Raw genomic sequence first — 17,065 nt, forward strand, 5'->3', positions numbered from 1 at the left:
CTCATGATCGTTCTGAAGCCTTTGAACCTGTCTTTCGCCCATTCCATTTCAAGTAGCTCTGGGCTCCCGCAGCCTACTCTGCGTCTGACGAAAGAAATGCATGCGTACGCAATGGCGCGAACGAATGCCGAGCCTAGCAGACGATTCCATCGTCTTCGCCCCTCACAAGTTGCTTCGTCATTCCGTACACTGGATGGTGGTAGCTCGTTGCCTCGCTGAAAGCCTGCAACGCGCTTTGCCATGTCGCCCCTTCGCCCAGAACGAGCGTTGCAACTTCGTTTCCGAGTCGAATTTCTTCTTCGGCAAGGTGCGCTTCGACAAACTCGACCAATTCAAGGAACGTTGCTAAGCCGTCTGGGCCGTCACCGACAAAAAACCAGTTGCGGACGCTGAGCCCCACCGCTGGCGCAGTTTCGTGCTCAGCCGCTACCACTACGCTCACGTGCTCTGCGTATTCAGCGGAATGGGCGACGTGCTTGTCCCGCATTGCTTTGAGGTCTTCATGGCGTGCCGCAAGGTCCGGGCGGTCAGCGAATAACTCCCTGCGCAGCCACTTCCTGCGGCCAGACGCAAAGCAACGGACATATGATACCAACGCCTGCGTGTAGAGCGCGCGCGACAAAAGCCGAGCCCCGCCGAGCGACGCGGGTGGGCCAATCAGGAGCCGTATGCAGTCGCGCGCAGTTTGCATGTCGCCCCGCAAGCCGATCACATCCTCTAGTTCTTTCTTTACCGGATGGTCAAAGGTGTAGACGTTCATTTGAGCGCTCAGATGTCCGCGTATGTGGGCAGCAAATCCTGATCGACCAAGCGGATTTCGATGCGGTTCGCGACTTCGACATGCTCCGGGTTGTCTGCGGAAAATGCGCCATCCGTGACGCTCACGATGATGGTGCCGACCTGCTTCTTGCCTGCTTTTGGGAACGGGAATCAACGCGCGGGCCTCGGGCACCTGCTGTACGGTGATGGCCTTCTGCAGAAACAGCATCCAGCCGACGCCAGGCTTGTCGTCAAACACGCGCTTGTCGAAATACTCCTTCGGCGCCACCTCCACGACCAGGGGCGCGAAGCTGGCAACGACGGCCTGAATGCTGGCAGCCATATCATCGGCGGACGGCGGACAGAGGCCCGCATCGATATCAAGCGTCACACGGTCAGGCAATACCTTTGCGTCGGACACCTGACAGGAAATCACGGCACTATCATCCCCTTCCGCTGCATTCCAAATCGCGGCGTGTGACACGCTTTGGCGTTTGCTCCCGGCGCGTGTCGTCAACACCGCCAGTGCTGGCGTCGAAGGGTCCCCGTTCTCATCGAAGGCGGGATAAACGTTCGCCTCTTCGAGCGAATCCGCAGTGAGCCGCCAGTTCACATGAGCCATCCGAGGCTGTTTGGCGGCCAGCGCAGCTACGAGCCGCGATTCACGTGTCAGCATCTCCCGGAAGTCTTGAGACGACAGTGAAGCGTCCCGAAACATCGCATGTATTTCCATGTTCGGATCACGGTTGGAAGACGTTGCGTCGGCGCTCCAGTCAGGCGTCAGATATCCGCGTATGCGGGCAACAAGTCTTGATCGACCAACCGGATTTCGATGCGGTTCGCGACTTCGACATGCTCGGGGTTGTCCGCAGAAAACACGCCATCCGCGACGCTAACTATGATCGTGCCGACCTGCTTCTTGTCTGGCTCGGGAACAGGAATCAACGCGCGAGCTTCCGGCACCTGTTGCACAGTGATGACCTTCGGCAGATACAGCATCCAGCCGACGCCCGGCTTGTCATCGAACACCCGTTTTTCGAAGTAATCGGGCGGCGACACTTCAGTAATGATCGGGTTGAATTCCTTAGCGATCAGGGTGACGTAGTGAACAAAGTCTCCGTAATTTATTAACTCACCGTTGCTTACTTCGGCGCGATTTGTCAGCGACACCTCAATGGATTTCGGCTCACCCTGCGGCAATAGGCGACATGTCATGCTGCCGCCGATTTGCGTTCCTTCCGGATGCGCCCACATGCCTACCGATGTTACATCGTTAATATTTCGGAATTCTTCCCGGGTGACGGCCAGCGCCGCCGTTGCCGGTACATCGCCATTGAAAACCGGATACAGGCTCGCCTCTTCCTCTGTATAGCCCTTCAAGTGCCACTCGCTTTTTGCGATCCCGCCGCGCTGCGCAATCGCATCCGCGATCCGGCCCAGCCGCGTTATCACCGTCTCAAAATCGTGCAGCCCGAGCGCGTCGTCAAGGAATTCAGCGTGAATTTCGATGTTCGTCATATCGATGCCTCAAGGTACAACAACAGACTGAATGCCCCAGCGCCCAAGCAACCGGACCATTTTTGCTCGCGTTTTCGGGCCTTGGAAGTACCACATGAGTTGAGTCGGCGGATTCTGGCGCACTAGTCGCCCATGCCTTGCTATCGTATCTTCCATCACATCGAAACCTTTGAACACATCTTTCGCCCACTCGGCTTCGGCAAACTGGTCGTAGTTGCCCTTGGCTTCCTGCAACATGCACTGTGCCGGGATGAAGCCATCGAAATCAGTGTCCAACCATTCCCACTCTTGGCTCCATCCTTCCTCGACACTATACGGCCAGCCGGTAATCCGGCCTTGGTATTCTCGTGCCGCCTTCGTCATGTGGTGATTGGCGTGCCTGAACTTACCGCCTTCTGGCGGGCACTTCTTGCAGCTTTCATCAGTACGCGGCAGCGTCCGTGCCGCAGGCGCGGCCTTGCTGTCTTCTTTCTTCGTATCGCCCGAGAGACTACCCGTTGCCCCTACCGCCGCCCCGCCCAATAAAGCTGCGCCAGCGCGCGCCAAGACCGGACCAAGGGCTCGCGCTGCCCCCGCTATCATCGGAACCGCCAGACCCGCCATAATTCAATCCTCCCTCAAATTCAGGATGTTCAATATGCCAGCGCACCACGCGCATATAGTCGTGAAACCGTTCATCCGGCGTGCGGCCCGGGCGCGTCAGCCATGCGCGTATCGCAGGCTGCTCGTAGAAGCCCGGCGCATATGCTTCGACGCGGAGGAACGCAACCAGATTTTCGTCGCGCTGGATGCCGATTTCGCGCGCGGCCTTGAACGCACGCCACAACCGTGATGAAAGTGTCGCGTCGTCGGCCAGCTTCGGATCGTCGTTGCACAAATCCACGCGCACGCCTTCAACGAACCGCTTCGCATCGATTTCGGCAAGCGCTGCGATCTGCTCTGTCGTCAGTTCAAGCATGCGGATGCAACCTCGTCAGTTCACCGTTGATTTGCGCGAGCCAGTCGAATGTCGGCGCGAAGAATTCGATGCGCTGCGTGAACGAGAACAAACGCGCGATTTCTCCCATCAACCGCGCGTCGTAAAAGCGCAGCAACGCGGTACGACCGTCAGGCATGCGAGCGTTCAAACGCCCTGCGAGCACTTCGGCAAGCGCGGCAAAGGGATATGCGCTAATGAGCCAAGAAACGCCCTCTGCACCCGCGCCCATCGCGAATAACGACTGTTTGACGCTGGGGGACGCTTCCGCGAAATCGATCAGCCACGGCCCGGCGTCAGCCAACGATGCGTCCGACGTACCGTCGAATAATCCGATAGTGGCTGCCGGCCGCCCGACCGTTTCACCGCGTCCGTATAACAGCGCGTCAACAAGCGCGTACAGGCGAACGGGCAATGACGCCTGCGCCTGACGCTGCGAGAAATACTCTTCGATTTTTGCGGGCGGCACGACTACCCCCGCATGACCATCGTTGCGCCGCTTTGCGCGGCCGCTTTCAAGCATTCGAGACAAAGCGTCGGGCTTGGCGACAGCGGCAATGCAGTCGCCGACGTTGCGACGCCTACGCCGGTACTTGCATGGCCTTCGCCTTCGTCGCTGATGGTGGAATTCGACTGTGACGCGATCAGCGTCGCGCCGCATGCAGTGCGCATACCTTCGACGGCTGTATCGCGACCGTCCATCACATGGGGATAACGGCGACCCAGCAGGTCAGGCAGGATCGGAAATATGCCCTTGCATTGCGGGCATGCGACCATGTGCCCGACGCCGGAAATCGGCCTGCCGTCGAGTGTGGCTGTCGGATTTCCTTCAAGAACCTTGCCGCCGTGCGACGTGGTGTCGCCGACGCAAATGATGCTGCGTGACACGTGGCCCTCTCTTAGTGCTGTTTTGTCTGGACTTTACCATCGGCTCGCGACAAAAAGCACCGGATCAGGCTTTCTCGGACAAATCGGTGACACCGCGCTCCGCGACATGCCGCCATTGATGGATGAGCTCATCCAGCTCCATCCCGTGACAGCAGGTAACACACAACCACCAAACAAAAACGCCGATAAATCGTTGATCTATCGGCGTTTTGCTACCGCATGACGCTGCTTGAAACTACAAGCGAGCCCTGTTACATGTTCTCGATCATCACCTGACCAAAGCCCGAGCACGACACCTGGGTCGCGCCTTCCATCAGGCGGGCGAAGTCATAGGTGACGCGCTTTTGCAGAATCGACTTTTCCATCGACGAGATGATGATGTCGGCCGCTTCCTTCCAGCCGATGTGACGCAGCATCATCTCGGCCGAGAGGATCTCCGAGCCCGGGTTCACGTAGTCCTTGCCCGCGTACTTCGGTGCGGTGCCGTGCGTTGCTTCGAACATCGCGACGGAATCGGACATGTTCGCACCGGGTGCGATGCCGATGCCGCCCACCTGCGCCGCCAGCGCATCGGAGACGTAGTCGCCGTTCAGGTTCAGCGTGGCGATCACGTCGTACTCGGCCGGGCGCAACAGGATCTGCTGCAAGAACGCATCGGCGATCACGTCCTTCACGACGATCTCGTTACCCGTCCTCGGGTTCTTGAACTTCATCCACGGGCCGCCGTCCACGAGCTCGGCGCCGAACTCCTTCTGCGCGAGAGCATAGCCCCAGTCGCGGAACGCGCCTTCCGTGAACTTCATGATGTTGCCCTTGTGGACGAGCGTGACCGAGCGGCGGTCATTGTCGATCGCGTACTGGATCGCCTTGCGCACGAGCCGCTGCGTGCCTTCGCTCGAGACGGGCTTGACGCCGATCCCCGACGTTTCCGGGAAGCGGATCTTCTTCACGCCCATTTCTTCGCGCAGGAACTTGATGACCTTCTTCGCCTGCTCCGAATCGGCGGCCCACTCGATGCCGGCATAGATGTCTTCCGAGTTCTCGCGGAAGATCACCATGTTCGTCTTCTCGGGTTCGCGCACCGGCGACGGCACACCCTTGAAGTACTGCACGGGGCGCAGGCAGACGTACAGGTCGAGCTCCTGGCGCAGCGCGACGTTGAGCGAGCGGATGCCGCCGCCGACAGGCGTCGTCAGCGGGCCCTTGATCGAAACGACGTACTCCTTCAGCACCTGCAGCGTCTCTTCGGGCAGCCAGACATCCGGGCCGTAGACCTTCGTGGCCTTCTCGCCCGCGAAGATTTCCATCCATTGAATCTTGCGCTTGCCGCCATACGCCTTCTCGACCGCCGCATCGACGACCTTGATCATGACCGGCGTAATGTCGAAGCCCGTGCCGTCGCCTTCGATGTACGGAATGATCGGCTGATCGGAAACGTTGAGCGAAAAGTCCGAATTGACGGTGATCTTGTCACCGCTCGTCGGAACCTTGATGTGCTGATACGGCATGATCGACTCCAGTGTTGGCTGTGCAGGTGATGAGCAAGCGGACCCCGCGAAATCGAGCCATCCACCCCGTTGCGTTTCGCAGTGGGTCTCGAGTTTCGCCTCGTGCGTTCGAATCGCGTCGGCTTGACAGCGCCGCGTAGATACGGCTGGCTCGCTATTCTAGCCCACGTATCCACGACGGCGACCGCAAGCGCCCGAACCGCGGCCGGCCGCCGCTCTCGCGGCGACAGCGCAGCGACCACGGGACGATCGGAGATGCGGGAGTGCTTCGAGGTCTTATATAAGACAGAAGACTTGCGGTGCCGTATTATGCATTAAGATCCCGCCATTTGCCATAGACGCTCGTCATGCGCCTCATCGCTCTCAATAAGCCGTTCGGCACGATCTGCCAGTTTTCACCTCATGAAACGCGTGCGTCGCTGGCGGATTGGGTCGAGCTGCCGGGCGTCTACCCGGCCGGGCGGCTCGATGCCGACAGCGAAGGCCTGCTGCTGCTCACGGACGACGGCGCCTTGCAGGCGCGCATTGCCGAGCCGCGTCACAAACTTGTCAAACGCTATTGGGCGCAAGTCGAAGGCGTGCCCGACGGGGCCGCGCTCGAAGCGCTCGCGCGCGGCGTCGACCTCGGCGATTACGTGACGGGCCCGTGCCGCGCGGCGGCGATCGAGGCGCCGGCATCGCTTTGGCCGCGGGTCCCGCCGGTACGCTATCGCGCGGCGATTCCGACGGCCTGGATCGAGCTCGCGCTGACGGAAGGCAAGAACCGCCAGGTACGGCGCATGACGGCGGCCGTCGGCTTTCCGACGCTGCGTCTCGTGCGAGTCGGCATCGGCGCGCTCGATCTCTTCGCGCTCGGACTCGAGCCAGGCAAGTGGCGCACGCTGCCGCCGACGGCGCCGTGGCACGGCGGCGAGGGCGGCCAGGCCGGCGAGGCCGGCGAGATCGGGAGAGACAAGCCGCGCGCCGCACCCGCTCGGCGCTCCCGCAAGCCTTAACTGCTTGTCGCCGCAGGCTTTTTTCGGCGGCAACAGGCCTGCCGCCGATCCTTGCCGAGCCCGCCTCACGGCCCCGGTCCTCAGGTTCGACAAAATTGAGGCGGCGGCGTCAACCACCGCAACCGATCATGCGTTATTCGACGCAGATGCCGCTTTTAAGCTATCCGGCATTAGCGTGCGGGTTTCCGTTTCCGAGTCTTTCAGCGGCGAAGAGCGGGTCTGATGCGCTTGCAGACGTATCGACGAATTCTTTCGATGCGGCTGTCAACCGAAAGGTGGATGGCACGTTTACCGACATGACTCAATGACCGGGTCATTTGGTTAATCAACTAAAGCTGAGGATTCAAGACATGAAGAAGCTGATCGCCGCTCTCATCGCTGGCCTGTTCGCAACGGCTGCTTTCGCACAAGCTTCGGCCACGGAAGCCGCTTCGGCTCCGGCTGCCGCTCCCGCCAAGCACGCCAAGAAGCACGCCAAGAAGCACTCGAAGAAGGCCGCCAAGGCTGAAGCCGCTTCGGGCGCTTCGGAGTAAGCTTCCTGTAAAGCAAGAAGTCAAAAAGAAGCACCAGCCGTTTTCAACGGCGTTGAAGGCAGGCTGCCGCAGGGCGCCTGCCTTTTTGTCGTTTGGCACGGCCGATATTCATTCGCTTTGCCTCGCCGCCAGCCGCTCGCGTAACATGCGCGGATCTCTTCAGCAAGGAGCCTCTCGTGGGAGTTTCGCTTCGCCCGCTTCTCGCGCGCATCGCCGCCGCGATCCCGGCCGCCGTCATGGGCGCCGCCTCGCTCACCGCCGCCAACGCCTTTGCGCAGCAAATGCCCGCCGGCGTGAAGCAGCCGTCCGAGTTTCCGCGCACGAAGCTCACCGCCGGCATGTTCGTCATCGACGCGGCCGTCGCCGCCAATGACGCCGATCGCGAGCAAGGGCTCATGTACCGGACCCAGCTCGCGCCGAACGAAGGCATGCTTTTCGTGTTCGGCGAGAACGCCGTCCATTGCTTCTGGATGAAGAACACGCTGATTCCGCTGTCGATCGCATTCATGCGCGCCGACGGCACAATTACCGACATCGACGAAATGCAGGCGGAAACGACCAACAATCATTGTCCGCGCAACAACGGCGTCTATGCGCTGGAAATGAGCAAGGGCTGGTTTTCCTCCAAAGGGATCACGCCCGGCACCAGGATTCAGGGGCTCCCGCGGCCCCAGTGACGAACGAGGCTGCAAAAGCCACCGCCAGGCGCTATCCTTGCAACCAAAATCTACGCGCCGCGTGACGCGCCGGCAATCATGCCCGGCTCGATGCCGGCGCCCGTTTGCAAGGAGATCGACGTGCCCCGCAAGACTCCCATCGAGCGCTACCGCAATATCGGTATCAGCGCTCACATCGATGCCGGCAAGACGACGACGACCGAGCGCATCCTGTTCTACACGGGCGTGAGCCACAAGATCGGCGAGGTTCACGAAGGTGCGGCGATCATGGACTGGATGGAGCAGGAGCAGGAGCGCGGCATCACGATCACGTCGGCCGCGACGACCGCGTTCTGGAAGGGCATGGCCGGCAACTATCCCGAGCACCGCATCAACATCATCGACACGCCGGGCCACGTCGACTTCACCATCGAAGTCGAGCGCTCGATGCGCGTGCTCGACGGCGCCTGCATGGTCTACGACTCGGTGGGCGGCGTGCAGCCGCAATCGGAGACGGTCTGGCGGCAGGCGAACAAGTACAAGGTGCCGCGCATCGCGTTCGTCAACAAGATGGACCGCGTGGGCGCGGACTTTTTCCGCGTGCAGCGGCAAATCGGCGAGCGGCTGAAGGGCGTCGCCGTGCCGATCCAGGTTCCGGTCGGCGCCGAGGACAGCTTCCAGGGCGTGATCGATCTCGTGAAAATGAAAGCGATCATCTGGGACGAGGAGAGCCAGGGCGTCAAGTTCGAATACCGCGACATTCCGGCCGAGCTGCTCGCCACGGCCGAGGAATGGCGCGAAAAGATGGTCGAGGCCGCCGCCGAGGCGAGCGAGGAGCTGCTCGAGAAGTACCTCGAAGACCATACCTCCCTCTCCGAGGATGAAATCAAGGCCGGCCTGCGCAAGCGCACGATCGCCAACGAAATCGTGCCGATGCTTTGCGGCAGCGCGTTCAAGAACAAGGGCGTGCAGGCGATGCTCGACGCGGTGATCGACTACCTGCCTTCGCCGATCGACGTGCCGGCCATTCTCGGTCATGACGAGGACGATCGCGAGGCCGAGCGTCATCCGAGCGACGACGAGCCGTTCTCCGCGCTCGCGTTCAAGATCATGACGGATCCGTTCGTCGGGCAGCTGATTTTTTTTCGCGTCTACTCGGGCGTCGTCAACTCGGGCGACACCGTGCTCAACTCCACGAAGAGCAAGAAGGAACGCGTCGGCCGCATCCTGCAGATGCATGCGAACGATCGCAAGGAGATCAAGGAAGTCTACGCGGGCGACATCGCCGCGGCCGTCGGCTTGAAGGAAGCGACGACGGGCGATACGCTTTGCGACCCGGCCAAGCCGATCATCCTCGAGCGGATGATCTTCCCCGATCCTGTCATCTCGCAAGCCGTCGAGCCGAAGACGAAGGCCGATCAGGAAAAGATGGGGATCGCGCTCAACCGGCTCGCGCAGGAAGACCCGTCGTTCCGCGTGAAGACCGACGAGGAGTCGGGCCAGACGATCATCTCGGGCATGGGCGAGCTGCACCTCGAAATCATCGTCGACCGCATGAAGCGCGAATTCGGCGTCGAGGCGACGGTCGGCAAGCCGCAGGTGGCGTACCGCGAAACGGTCCGCAACACCGTCGAGGATGTCGAGGGCAAGTTCGTCAAGCAGTCGGGCGGGCGCGGCCAGTACGGCCATGCCGTCATCAAGCTCGAGCCGCAGCCGCACGGCAAGGGCTACGAGTTCGTCGACGCGATCAAGGGCGGCGTGATTCCGCGCGAGTTCATTCCGGCCGTCGACAAGGGCATTCAGGAAGCGTTGCAAAGCGGCGTGCTCGCGGGCTACCCCGTCGTCGATACGAAGGTCACGCTGACGTTCGGCTCGTACCACGACGTGGACTCGAACGAAAACGCGTTCCGCATGGCCGGCTCGATGGCGTTCAAGGAGGCGATGCGGCGCGCGAAGCCCGTGCTGCTCGAGCCGATGATGGCCGTCGAAGTCGAGACGCCCGAGGATTTCATGGGCAACGTGATGGGCGACCTCTCGGGCCGGCGCGGCATCGTGCAAGGGATGGAGGACATCGCGGGCGGCGGCGGCAAGCTCGTGAAGGCGGAGGTGCCGCTCGCCGAGATGTTCGGCTACTCGACGTCCCTGCGCTCGCTCACCCAAGGCCGCGCGACGTATTCGATGGAGTTCAAGCACTACGCCGAGGCGCCCGCGCACGTGGCCGACGCCGTCATCAGCGCGAAGACGAAGTAATCCCCGCGCGGCGCGGCGACCGGGCGTGCCCGCCGCCGCGCCGCTTTTCGCCGCTTTTCGCGCTTGGCTTTTGAGCGCGCATCCGACATGAGGCGCCCGCCGATGAAAACTCGCTCCGATCGCCCCTCCCTGCTCGACGCCGTGCGCCGCGATGCCGGCGAGCTCGGCAACCATGCCATCGACGAGTACCTGGCTGAGCGCCTCTCGCGCCGCGAGCTGCTGCGCTATGCCGGCGTCATGGGCCTCTCCGGCGTCGCGCTCGTGCTAGGTGGACTTGCGCTGCCGCGCGCGGCCGCGGCGCAAGCGAAGCCGTCCGGCGCCGGCGCGACGATCCGCGTGGCACATCTGACGCCGGCTGGCGCCGTTGACCCGCTCACCGTCGCGGACCCCGCCGGCCTCGCGCTGATCGCGCAAACGGGCGAGTTTCTGATCGACGACCAAAGCACGGACAAGCCGCTTACGCCGGCCCTCGCGCTTTCATGGCAAGCGAACGCGAAGGGCGACGTCTGGACGTTCAAGCTGCGCCCCAACGTGAAGTTTCACGATGGGCAGACGCTTACGGCGAAAGACGTCGTGGCGACGTTCGATCGGCTTGCGGACCCCGCAAGCGGCTCGGCCGCGCTTTCGCTGCTCAAAGGGGTACTCTCGAAGGGCGGCACGCGCGCGATCGATGACGGTACCGTCGCGTTTCATCTCGACGCGCCGAACGGCAACTTCCCCTACTACGTCTCATCCGACAATTACAACGCCGTGATTCTTCCCGCGAGCTACAGCGGCGGATACGAGAAGAGCTTTATCGGCACCGGGCCATTCAAGCTCGAGCGATACGAACCGAAGGTCGGCGCATCGTTCGTGAGGAATCCTGAATACTGGGGCGAAAAAGCGCTGCCCTCGCGCGTGCAATTCTCGTTCTACGCCGATCAACAGGCGCAGATCCTCGCGATGGAGGGCAGGCAGGCCGACGTCATGGGCGACTTCACCGTGCAAGGCGGCGCGGGTCTCCTCAACAATCCGGAGTTCGTCGTCCAGTCGGTCAGGTCGAGCGCGCATCGGCAGATTCACATGCGCTGCGATCAACCGCCGTTCAACGACAAGCGTGTGAGACAGGCGCTCGCGCTTGCGCTTGACCGCGATCGTCTCGTCAAGGGGCTATTCAAGGGGCGTGCCGTAGTCGGCAATGATCATCCGTTCGCGCCGGTATTCCCTTCGTACGATCCGTCCGTGCCGCAACGCCGGATCGACGTCGGTCAGGCCAAGCAATTGCTCGCGCAGGCCGGACACCCGAACGGTATCGATGCCACGCTGACGCTGACGACCGAGAAGTTCATGGAGATTCCCGATCTCGCCGTGGTCGTGCAAAACGCCGCCAAGGCGATCGGCATGCGCCTGCAGCTCAAAGTGGAAAGCCAGAGCCTCTACTATGGCGCCGGCACGTTCGGCAAATCCGATTGGCTGGACTCGACGCTCGGCATCACCGATTACGGACACCGCGGCGTGCCGAACCTTTTTCTCAATGCGCCGCTTACGAGCAACGGCGCCTGGAATGCCGCGCATTTCAAGAACGCCACGTACGACAAGCTCGTCGCGGACTACGTCGGTGCACTCGACGTCAGTGCTCAAAAGAAAGTCGCGCATCAGATCGAAGCCTTGCTGCTCGATGAAACGCCCGTCGTCATTCCCTACTTCTTCGACATGCTGATCGCTCGACGCAAAACCCTCGACGGCGTGCGCTTCACCGCGATTTCGCAGATGTACTTCGATCGTGCCACACTAGTGTCCTGAGTTGGCGGATTCGTCTGCAGTACTGATCATTCTCGAATGTATTGCAGCGGCAAACCGAAGTGGAGATCGGAGACGACGTAGCAGATGCCGACCCTCGCCCTTCCCTTGCGCGTCCGCGTCGCCCATGGCACCGCCGCGCGCATCGCGCGCTTCCTCGCTGTGCGGCTCGCGCTTTCGCTCGTCACGCTCGTTTTGCTTTCGGCGCTCGTGTTCGCGCTCGGGCAGCTGCTGCCCGGCGATGTCGGGCGCGCCATGCTCGGGCCGCTAGCGGACCCGCGCGCCGTGGCCGCGCTCGATCATCAACTCGGCGCCGACCGGCCCGTCCTCGTGCAGTTCGGCACATGGATCGCTCGACTGCTGCACGGCGATATGGGCATGTCCTACGCCTTTCGCCAACCCGTTGCGCCTTTCGTCATTCATGCGCTCGCGAATTCCGCGAAGCTTGCGATGCTCGCTTTTGCGATCGTCGTGCCGCTCGGTATCGCGGGCGGCGTGTGGGCCGCGCTGAACGCGGGACGCTGGCTCGATCGGACGTTGACGATCGTCGGGCTCTCGGCGACCGTCGTACCCGAGTTCGTCTCGTCCATCGTGCTGATCCTCGTATTCGGCGTCTGGCTCCGCCTGCTGCCGACGGAGGCCGCCTATCCGCCCGGCACGAGCTGGCTCGGCGCGCTGCGGCATCTGATCCTCCCCGCGCTGCCGCTCGTCTTCGTCTTTTTCGGCTACATCGCGCGAATGGCGCGTGCCGGCACCGTCGAGGCGCTCGACGCCGATTACACGCGCACGGCGATCCTCAAAGGGCTGCCGAAGCGCGTCGTCATCTTTCGTCACGTGCTGCGCAACGCACTGCCGCCGACCATCACCGTCGCCGCCACGCAACTCGGCTATATGGTCGGCGGGCTCGTCGTCGTCGAGACGCTGTTCCACTACCAAGGGATCGGCTCGCTCATCTACAACGCCGCAACGGCCCGCGATTTCCCGATGCTCGAAGCGGGCGTGCTGACGGTCGGCGTCGTCTACACGATCGCGCATTTCATCGCCGACGCCTGGCTCGTCGCGCTCGATCCGCGCCTGCGCACGGAGGGAACGGAATGAGCACCACGCCATCGGCTCCGACCGGGACACCGGCCGTCGAACGGGGTCCCTCCACGTCGCCGGCGGAAACACTGCGCCTGCTGCTGCGCTCGCCGACCTTCGTAGTCGGCATGCTCATCGTCGCATTCTGGATCGCGTGCGCGCTCGTCGGCCCGTTCGTCGTGCCGCACGATCCCTATGCGGCCGATCCGCTCGACTCGTTGATGCCGCCCGATGGCACGCACTGGTTCGGCACCGATCAGCTTGGCCGCGATATCTTCTCGCGCGTGGTCGTCGGTGCGCGCGACATCCTCGCGATCGCCCCGCTCGCGACGCTGGTCGGCACGCTCGCCGGCACGGCGCTCGGGCTCCTTCTCGGCTACTTCGACGGCTGGCTCGATCGTATCGCGGGACGCCTCATCGATGCGCTGCTCGCGTTGCCGCTCGTCATCGTCGCACTCGCGGCACTGGCGGCGCTGGGCGCATCGAATGCGACCGTGGTGCTCGTGATCGCGCTTACGTTCATGCCGATGACGGCGCGCACCGTGCGCGCGGCCGTGCTCGCCGAACGCCATCTCGACTATGTCGCCGCCGCCCAGCTGCGCGGCGAGCATGCGGTCTACATCATGCTCGTGGAGATTGCGCCCAACGTCCTGCCGCCGATCGTCGTCGAGGCGACCGTCCGCCTCGGCTACGCCATCTTCGCCGTCGCGACGCTTTCGTTTCTCGGCTTCGGCGTCGCGCCGCCTTCAGCGGACTGGGGACTCGCCCTCTCCGAGTCGTATTCGCTGATGACGGGCGGTGCCGGGTGGACCGTGGTGTTCGACGCACTCGCCATCGCAACGCTCGTCGTCGGCGTAAACCTCGTCGCCGACAGCGTGCAAGGGATCCTGCAGCCATGAGCGACGTCCCGCGCAAAGCGCCTCCCGGCTTCGAGCCCGCGCCGCGCGCCGGCGAGGACGCGCTCACGGTGACCGGACTGACGGTTGCCTACCGCGTGCGCGGCCGCAACCGCGAGGTGCTGCGCGATGTCACGTTTCGCGTGCGGCGCGGCGAAGCTTACGGGCTCGTCGGCGAATCGGGCTGCGGCAAATCGACGGTCGCGCTCGCCGCACTCACCTATCTGCCGAGAAACGGCACGATCAAGGCAGGCCGGATCGCCATCGACGGAATCGATGTCGCGACGCTCGATGCGAGGGCTCTCCGTACGATGAGGGCGACAGCGGTCTCGATGGTCTATCAGGATCCTTCCCGCGCGCTGAATCCGTCGCTGAGGGTCGGTCTTCAGTTGTCCGAAGCATTCGAGGTCGCACGCGGCATCGGGCGAAGTGAAGCGCGCGAGGAAGCACTCGCGATGCTCGAACGGGTGAGAATCGCGGACCCGCGTCAAGTGATGGAGCGCTACCCGCATCAGCTATCGGGCGGCATGCAGCAGCGCATCGTGATCGCGATGGCGCTCGCTTCGAATCCCGCCTTGTTGATTCTCGACGAGCCCACCACCGGGCTCGATGCGACGGTCGAGGCCGAGGTGCTCGATGTCGTCGCTCGTCTTCGCGCCGAATCGGGCACGGCGGTGCTGTTCATCAGTCACAACCTTGCCGTCATCAGCCGCATGTGCAGCCGCGTCGGCGTCCTCTATGCGGGAAGGCTCGTCGAGGAAGGCACGAGCGAAGACGTGCTCCGCGCGCCGCGTCACCCTTATACCGTCGGCCTGCTGCGCTGCTTGCCGAGCCCGGGACGCAGCAAGGACGTCGAGCGGCTCGACACGATCCCAGGCAGCCTTCCGCCACCGGGCACGACGATGGGCGGCTGCATCTATGCCCCACGCTGCCGGCTCGCCGACGATCGCTGCCGGCGCGAGGCGCCGCCCCCTTATCGCATTGCCGCGGCGCGCGGCGCGCAAATGGCGCGCTGTCACTATCACGAGCGGGCCCATGCGTTGCCCGCGTCGCGAGAGGCGTTCGATGCGCAAAGCGCGGGCGACCGGGCCGATCCGCGCGGGGAAGATTCTGGTCCGGCGATCGGACGCCTCGCCGCGCGCGACGGACAACCGCGCTTGCGCGCGGCGCATCTTTCGAAGACGTTCGCCACGCCGGCTCACGCGCTGCGCGCCGTCGACGATGTGTCGCTGACGCTCGCGGCCGGCGAGACGCTCGGACTCGTCGGCGAATCGGGCAGCGGAAAGACGACGCTCGCCAAGCTGCTCGTGGGTCTCGTCGCACCCGATGCGGGCGGTGTGCTCGAGCTCGACGGCGCCCCTTTACCGCCACGCGTCACCCGCCGCGACGACGATCAGGTGAAGTCACTGCAGATCGTCTTCCAGAATCCCGACTCGGCGCTCAACCGCGCTCATTCGGTCAAGCATCTGATCGGCCGCGCACTCTCGAAGCTCGCCGCGCTGCGCGGCAAAGCGCACGACGAGCGGCTCGCGATGCTCGTCGATGCCGTGCGGCTGCCGCAGCGCTATCTTGGCGCTCGCACGCGGCAGCTCTCGGGCGGCCTCAAGCAGCGCGTGGCGATCGCACGCGCATTCGCGGGCGAGCCGCGCGTCGTCGTCTGCGACGAGCCGACGTCGTCGCTCGATGTGTCCGTGCAGGCCGCCATTCTCAACCTGCTCGTCGATCTTCAGCGTCAGCGCGGAGTGAGCTACATCTTCATCTCGCACGATCTCAACGTCGTCCGATACGTCTCCGATCGCATCGCTGTGCTCTATGTGGGACGGCTGCTCGAAATCGGCTCGGTCCACGATGTGTTCGACGGTCCTCATCATCCGTACACCGCGGCGTTGCTGTCGGCGATGCCGACGTTGCAGGGGATTCATGCGCAAAGCGAGCGCGTACGTCTGTTCGGAGACCCACCGAGCGCGACGACACCGCCTTCGGGATGCGCGTTCCACACGCGTTGCCCACGCAAGCTCGGCGCCGTCTGCGAAGAGCACGATCCGCCGTTCGCCGATGCGGGCAACGGCCATTTGATCCGCTGCCACATCCCAGTCTCAGAATTGCACATCGCACGCCACGAGACCGCGCCGACATAACGCGCGCTTCAGCGGCGGACAAGCGGCGTATTCATGCGCCACGCGCTCCGCCATCGCGGTGTAATGCCCATCGCATTTCCGACTCAAGCGCTGCCTTTCCCGCCTTTTTTCGCGCGTCGGGTATCAAGCCTGAAACGTTTTCTGCGGTATTCGCTTCGCCACGCCGCGCGCGCGCGATGAACGCCCGATGGGGCGGCGCATTCGCCGCAATGGCACGGTTATCGCAGTAAGGCCGCACGGATGCGCGTGCGCGCGCCTTCCCTATCGACGAAGCCACCGCTACCTCTTCGAGGTCGGCGCGCCCTTACTCGTGCTTCGTTAGGACTACTTAATAAGTAGCTGATGCGGACCGATGCGGGTCTGCTCGTCGGGGCTGGGGCGGCACCGGCGACGGCTTGCCGTTTTCATGCAGGACGAACCATGAAAAGCACTGAAAAAACTAAGCAGTCCTATCTGTCTGCACACATCGTCAGGTTTTCGCTCGCGAGTGCGTTGGTGGTTCTGCTCGGTAGTAACGCGGATGCCGCCATCAGTCCCGACGACATGGTCAACTCGACGCTCGCCCCGAGCACGATCGTCGATGCGGACGCAGGCGATATGGCCGCCGGGGGTCCAACCCAGAACGAGGCCAACGGTACCGCCGCGAAGCAGAATCCTTGTGAAGGCAATCCCGACTATGAGGCATGTCTCAAACGTATCAGCAATGATGTAGGCGACGTGGGCGGCGCCGATAGCAGTGCCACGTCAGAAGGCGCGCCGAGCGGCGGTCCTTCGGTTGCCGGCGCGAATGGCTCACGCGGAGACGGCGGTGGTGGAGGAGGCAACGGCGGTAAGGGCGGTGGCAGTGGCAGTGGCAGTGGTGGCAGTGGCAGTGGCAGCGGCGGCAGCGGCGGCAGCGGCGGCAGCGGCGGCAGTGGCGGCAGTGGCGGCAGTGGCGGCAGTGGCGGCGGTGGCGGCGGCGGCGGCAGTGGCGGCAGTGGCGGCAGTGGCGGCGGTAGCGGCGGCGGCGGCAGCGGCAGCGGCGGCAGCGGCAGCGGTGGCAGCGGTGGCAGCGGTGGCAGCGGTGGCAGCGGCGGCAGCGGCAGCGGC

15 protein-coding genes and 2 pseudogenes are annotated in these 17,065 nt (G+C 63.4%); 9 read left to right on the plus strand and 8 right to left on the minus strand.

Annotation, left to right across the window (positions count from 1 at the left end; translation table 11 throughout):
- Window positions 1-133: 133 nt before the first annotated feature.
- The 8 genes and pseudogenes from C9I57_RS18275 to icd form a co-directional block, all read right to left on the minus strand.
- Window positions 134-760 (minus strand): hypothetical protein, encoded by a 627-nt coding sequence (locus tag C9I57_RS18275; protein ID WP_107152026.1) that lies wholly within the window; start codon window positions 758-760, stop codon window positions 134-136.
- Between the two features lie 8 nt (window positions 761-768).
- A pseudogene (locus tag C9I57_RS18280) lies at window positions 769-1,492 on the minus strand (immunity 52 family protein).
- 47 nt (window positions 1,493-1,539) lie between these two features.
- Complete coding sequence (locus tag C9I57_RS18285; protein WP_107152087.1) at window positions 1,540-2,268, minus strand: immunity 52 family protein; 729 nt, start codon at window positions 2,266-2,268, stop codon at window positions 1,540-1,542.
- A gap of 18 nt (window positions 2,269-2,286) precedes the next feature.
- Window positions 2,287-2,640 carry a restriction endonuclease fold toxin 5 domain-containing protein gene (locus C9I57_RS33630; protein WP_308836361.1) on the minus strand — a complete coding sequence of 118 codons (354 nt, stop codon included), beginning with the start codon at window positions 2,638-2,640 and terminating at the stop codon, window positions 2,287-2,289.
- A 127-nt stretch (window positions 2,641-2,767) separates the two neighbouring features.
- On the minus strand, window positions 2,768-3,235 hold the full coding sequence (locus C9I57_RS18295; protein WP_107152028.1) for a hypothetical protein: 468 nt from the start codon (window positions 3,233-3,235) through the stop codon (window positions 2,768-2,770).
- A complete protein-coding gene (locus C9I57_RS18300) occupies window positions 3,228-3,722 on the minus strand; it encodes a DUF4123 domain-containing protein (RefSeq protein WP_107152029.1) in 495 nt (164 codons plus the stop codon). The genes C9I57_RS18295 and C9I57_RS18300 overlap by 8 nt, the downstream gene beginning before the upstream one ends.
- Before the next feature lie 2 nt (window positions 3,723-3,724).
- The gene (locus C9I57_RS18305; protein ID WP_107152030.1) at window positions 3,725-4,141 is read right to left on the minus strand and encodes a PAAR domain-containing protein; all 417 of its coding nucleotides are present in this window, start codon (window positions 4,139-4,141) and stop codon (window positions 3,725-3,727) included.
- A gap of 251 nt (window positions 4,142-4,392) precedes the next feature.
- Window positions 4,393-5,649, minus strand: a complete 1,257-nt coding sequence (gene icd, locus C9I57_RS18310; RefSeq protein ID WP_107152031.1) for an NADP-dependent isocitrate dehydrogenase — start codon at window positions 5,647-5,649, stop codon at window positions 4,393-4,395.
- A gap of 347 nt (window positions 5,650-5,996) precedes the next feature.
- Here icd and C9I57_RS18315 point away from each other — a divergent pair, with 347 nt between their 5' ends.
- The 9 genes and pseudogenes from C9I57_RS18315 to C9I57_RS32455 all read left to right on the plus strand — a co-directional run.
- Window positions 5,997-6,644, plus strand: a complete 648-nt coding sequence (locus C9I57_RS18315) for a pseudouridine synthase (RefSeq protein ID WP_107152032.1) — start codon at window positions 5,997-5,999, stop codon at window positions 6,642-6,644.
- Window positions 6,645-6,994: 350 nt separating this feature from the next.
- Window positions 6,995-7,177 (plus strand): hypothetical protein, encoded by a 183-nt coding sequence (locus tag C9I57_RS18320; RefSeq protein ID WP_107152033.1) that lies wholly within the window; start codon window positions 6,995-6,997, stop codon window positions 7,175-7,177.
- A 236-nt stretch (window positions 7,178-7,413) separates the two neighbouring features.
- Entirely contained in the window at window positions 7,414-7,854 is a 441-nt protein-coding gene (locus C9I57_RS18325; protein ID WP_440130221.1) for a DUF192 domain-containing protein, read from the plus strand.
- A gap of 120 nt (window positions 7,855-7,974) precedes the next feature.
- Window positions 7,975-10,083, plus strand: coding sequence for an elongation factor G (gene fusA / locus C9I57_RS18330; protein WP_107152088.1), 2,109 nt, complete (start codon window positions 7,975-7,977; stop codon window positions 10,081-10,083).
- 102 nt (window positions 10,084-10,185) lie between these two features.
- Window positions 10,186-11,865 (plus strand): ABC transporter substrate-binding protein, encoded by a 1,680-nt coding sequence (locus C9I57_RS18335; RefSeq protein WP_107152035.1) that lies wholly within the window; start codon window positions 10,186-10,188, stop codon window positions 11,863-11,865.
- Window positions 11,866-11,949: 84 nt separating this feature from the next.
- Complete coding sequence (locus C9I57_RS18340) at window positions 11,950-12,960, plus strand: ABC transporter permease (RefSeq protein WP_107152036.1); 1,011 nt, start codon at window positions 11,950-11,952, stop codon at window positions 12,958-12,960.
- Window positions 12,957-13,841, plus strand: coding sequence for an ABC transporter permease (locus tag C9I57_RS18345; RefSeq protein ID WP_258187704.1), 885 nt, complete (start codon window positions 12,957-12,959; stop codon window positions 13,839-13,841). The genes C9I57_RS18340 and C9I57_RS18345 overlap by 4 nt, the downstream gene beginning before the upstream one ends.
- Window positions 13,838-15,976, plus strand: a complete 2,139-nt coding sequence (locus C9I57_RS18350; protein ID WP_107152037.1) for an ABC transporter ATP-binding protein — start codon at window positions 13,838-13,840, stop codon at window positions 15,974-15,976. The genes C9I57_RS18345 and C9I57_RS18350 overlap by 4 nt, the downstream gene beginning before the upstream one ends.
- A 420-nt stretch (window positions 15,977-16,396) precedes the next feature.
- Window positions 16,397-17,065, plus strand: a pseudogene (locus C9I57_RS32455) (hypothetical protein); the annotation flags it as partial.

The sequence above is a fragment of the Trinickia symbiotica genome, assembly GCF_003028655.1.
In the GTDB taxonomy this organism is placed as follows: domain Bacteria; phylum Pseudomonadota; class Gammaproteobacteria; order Burkholderiales; family Burkholderiaceae; genus Trinickia; species Trinickia symbiotica_A.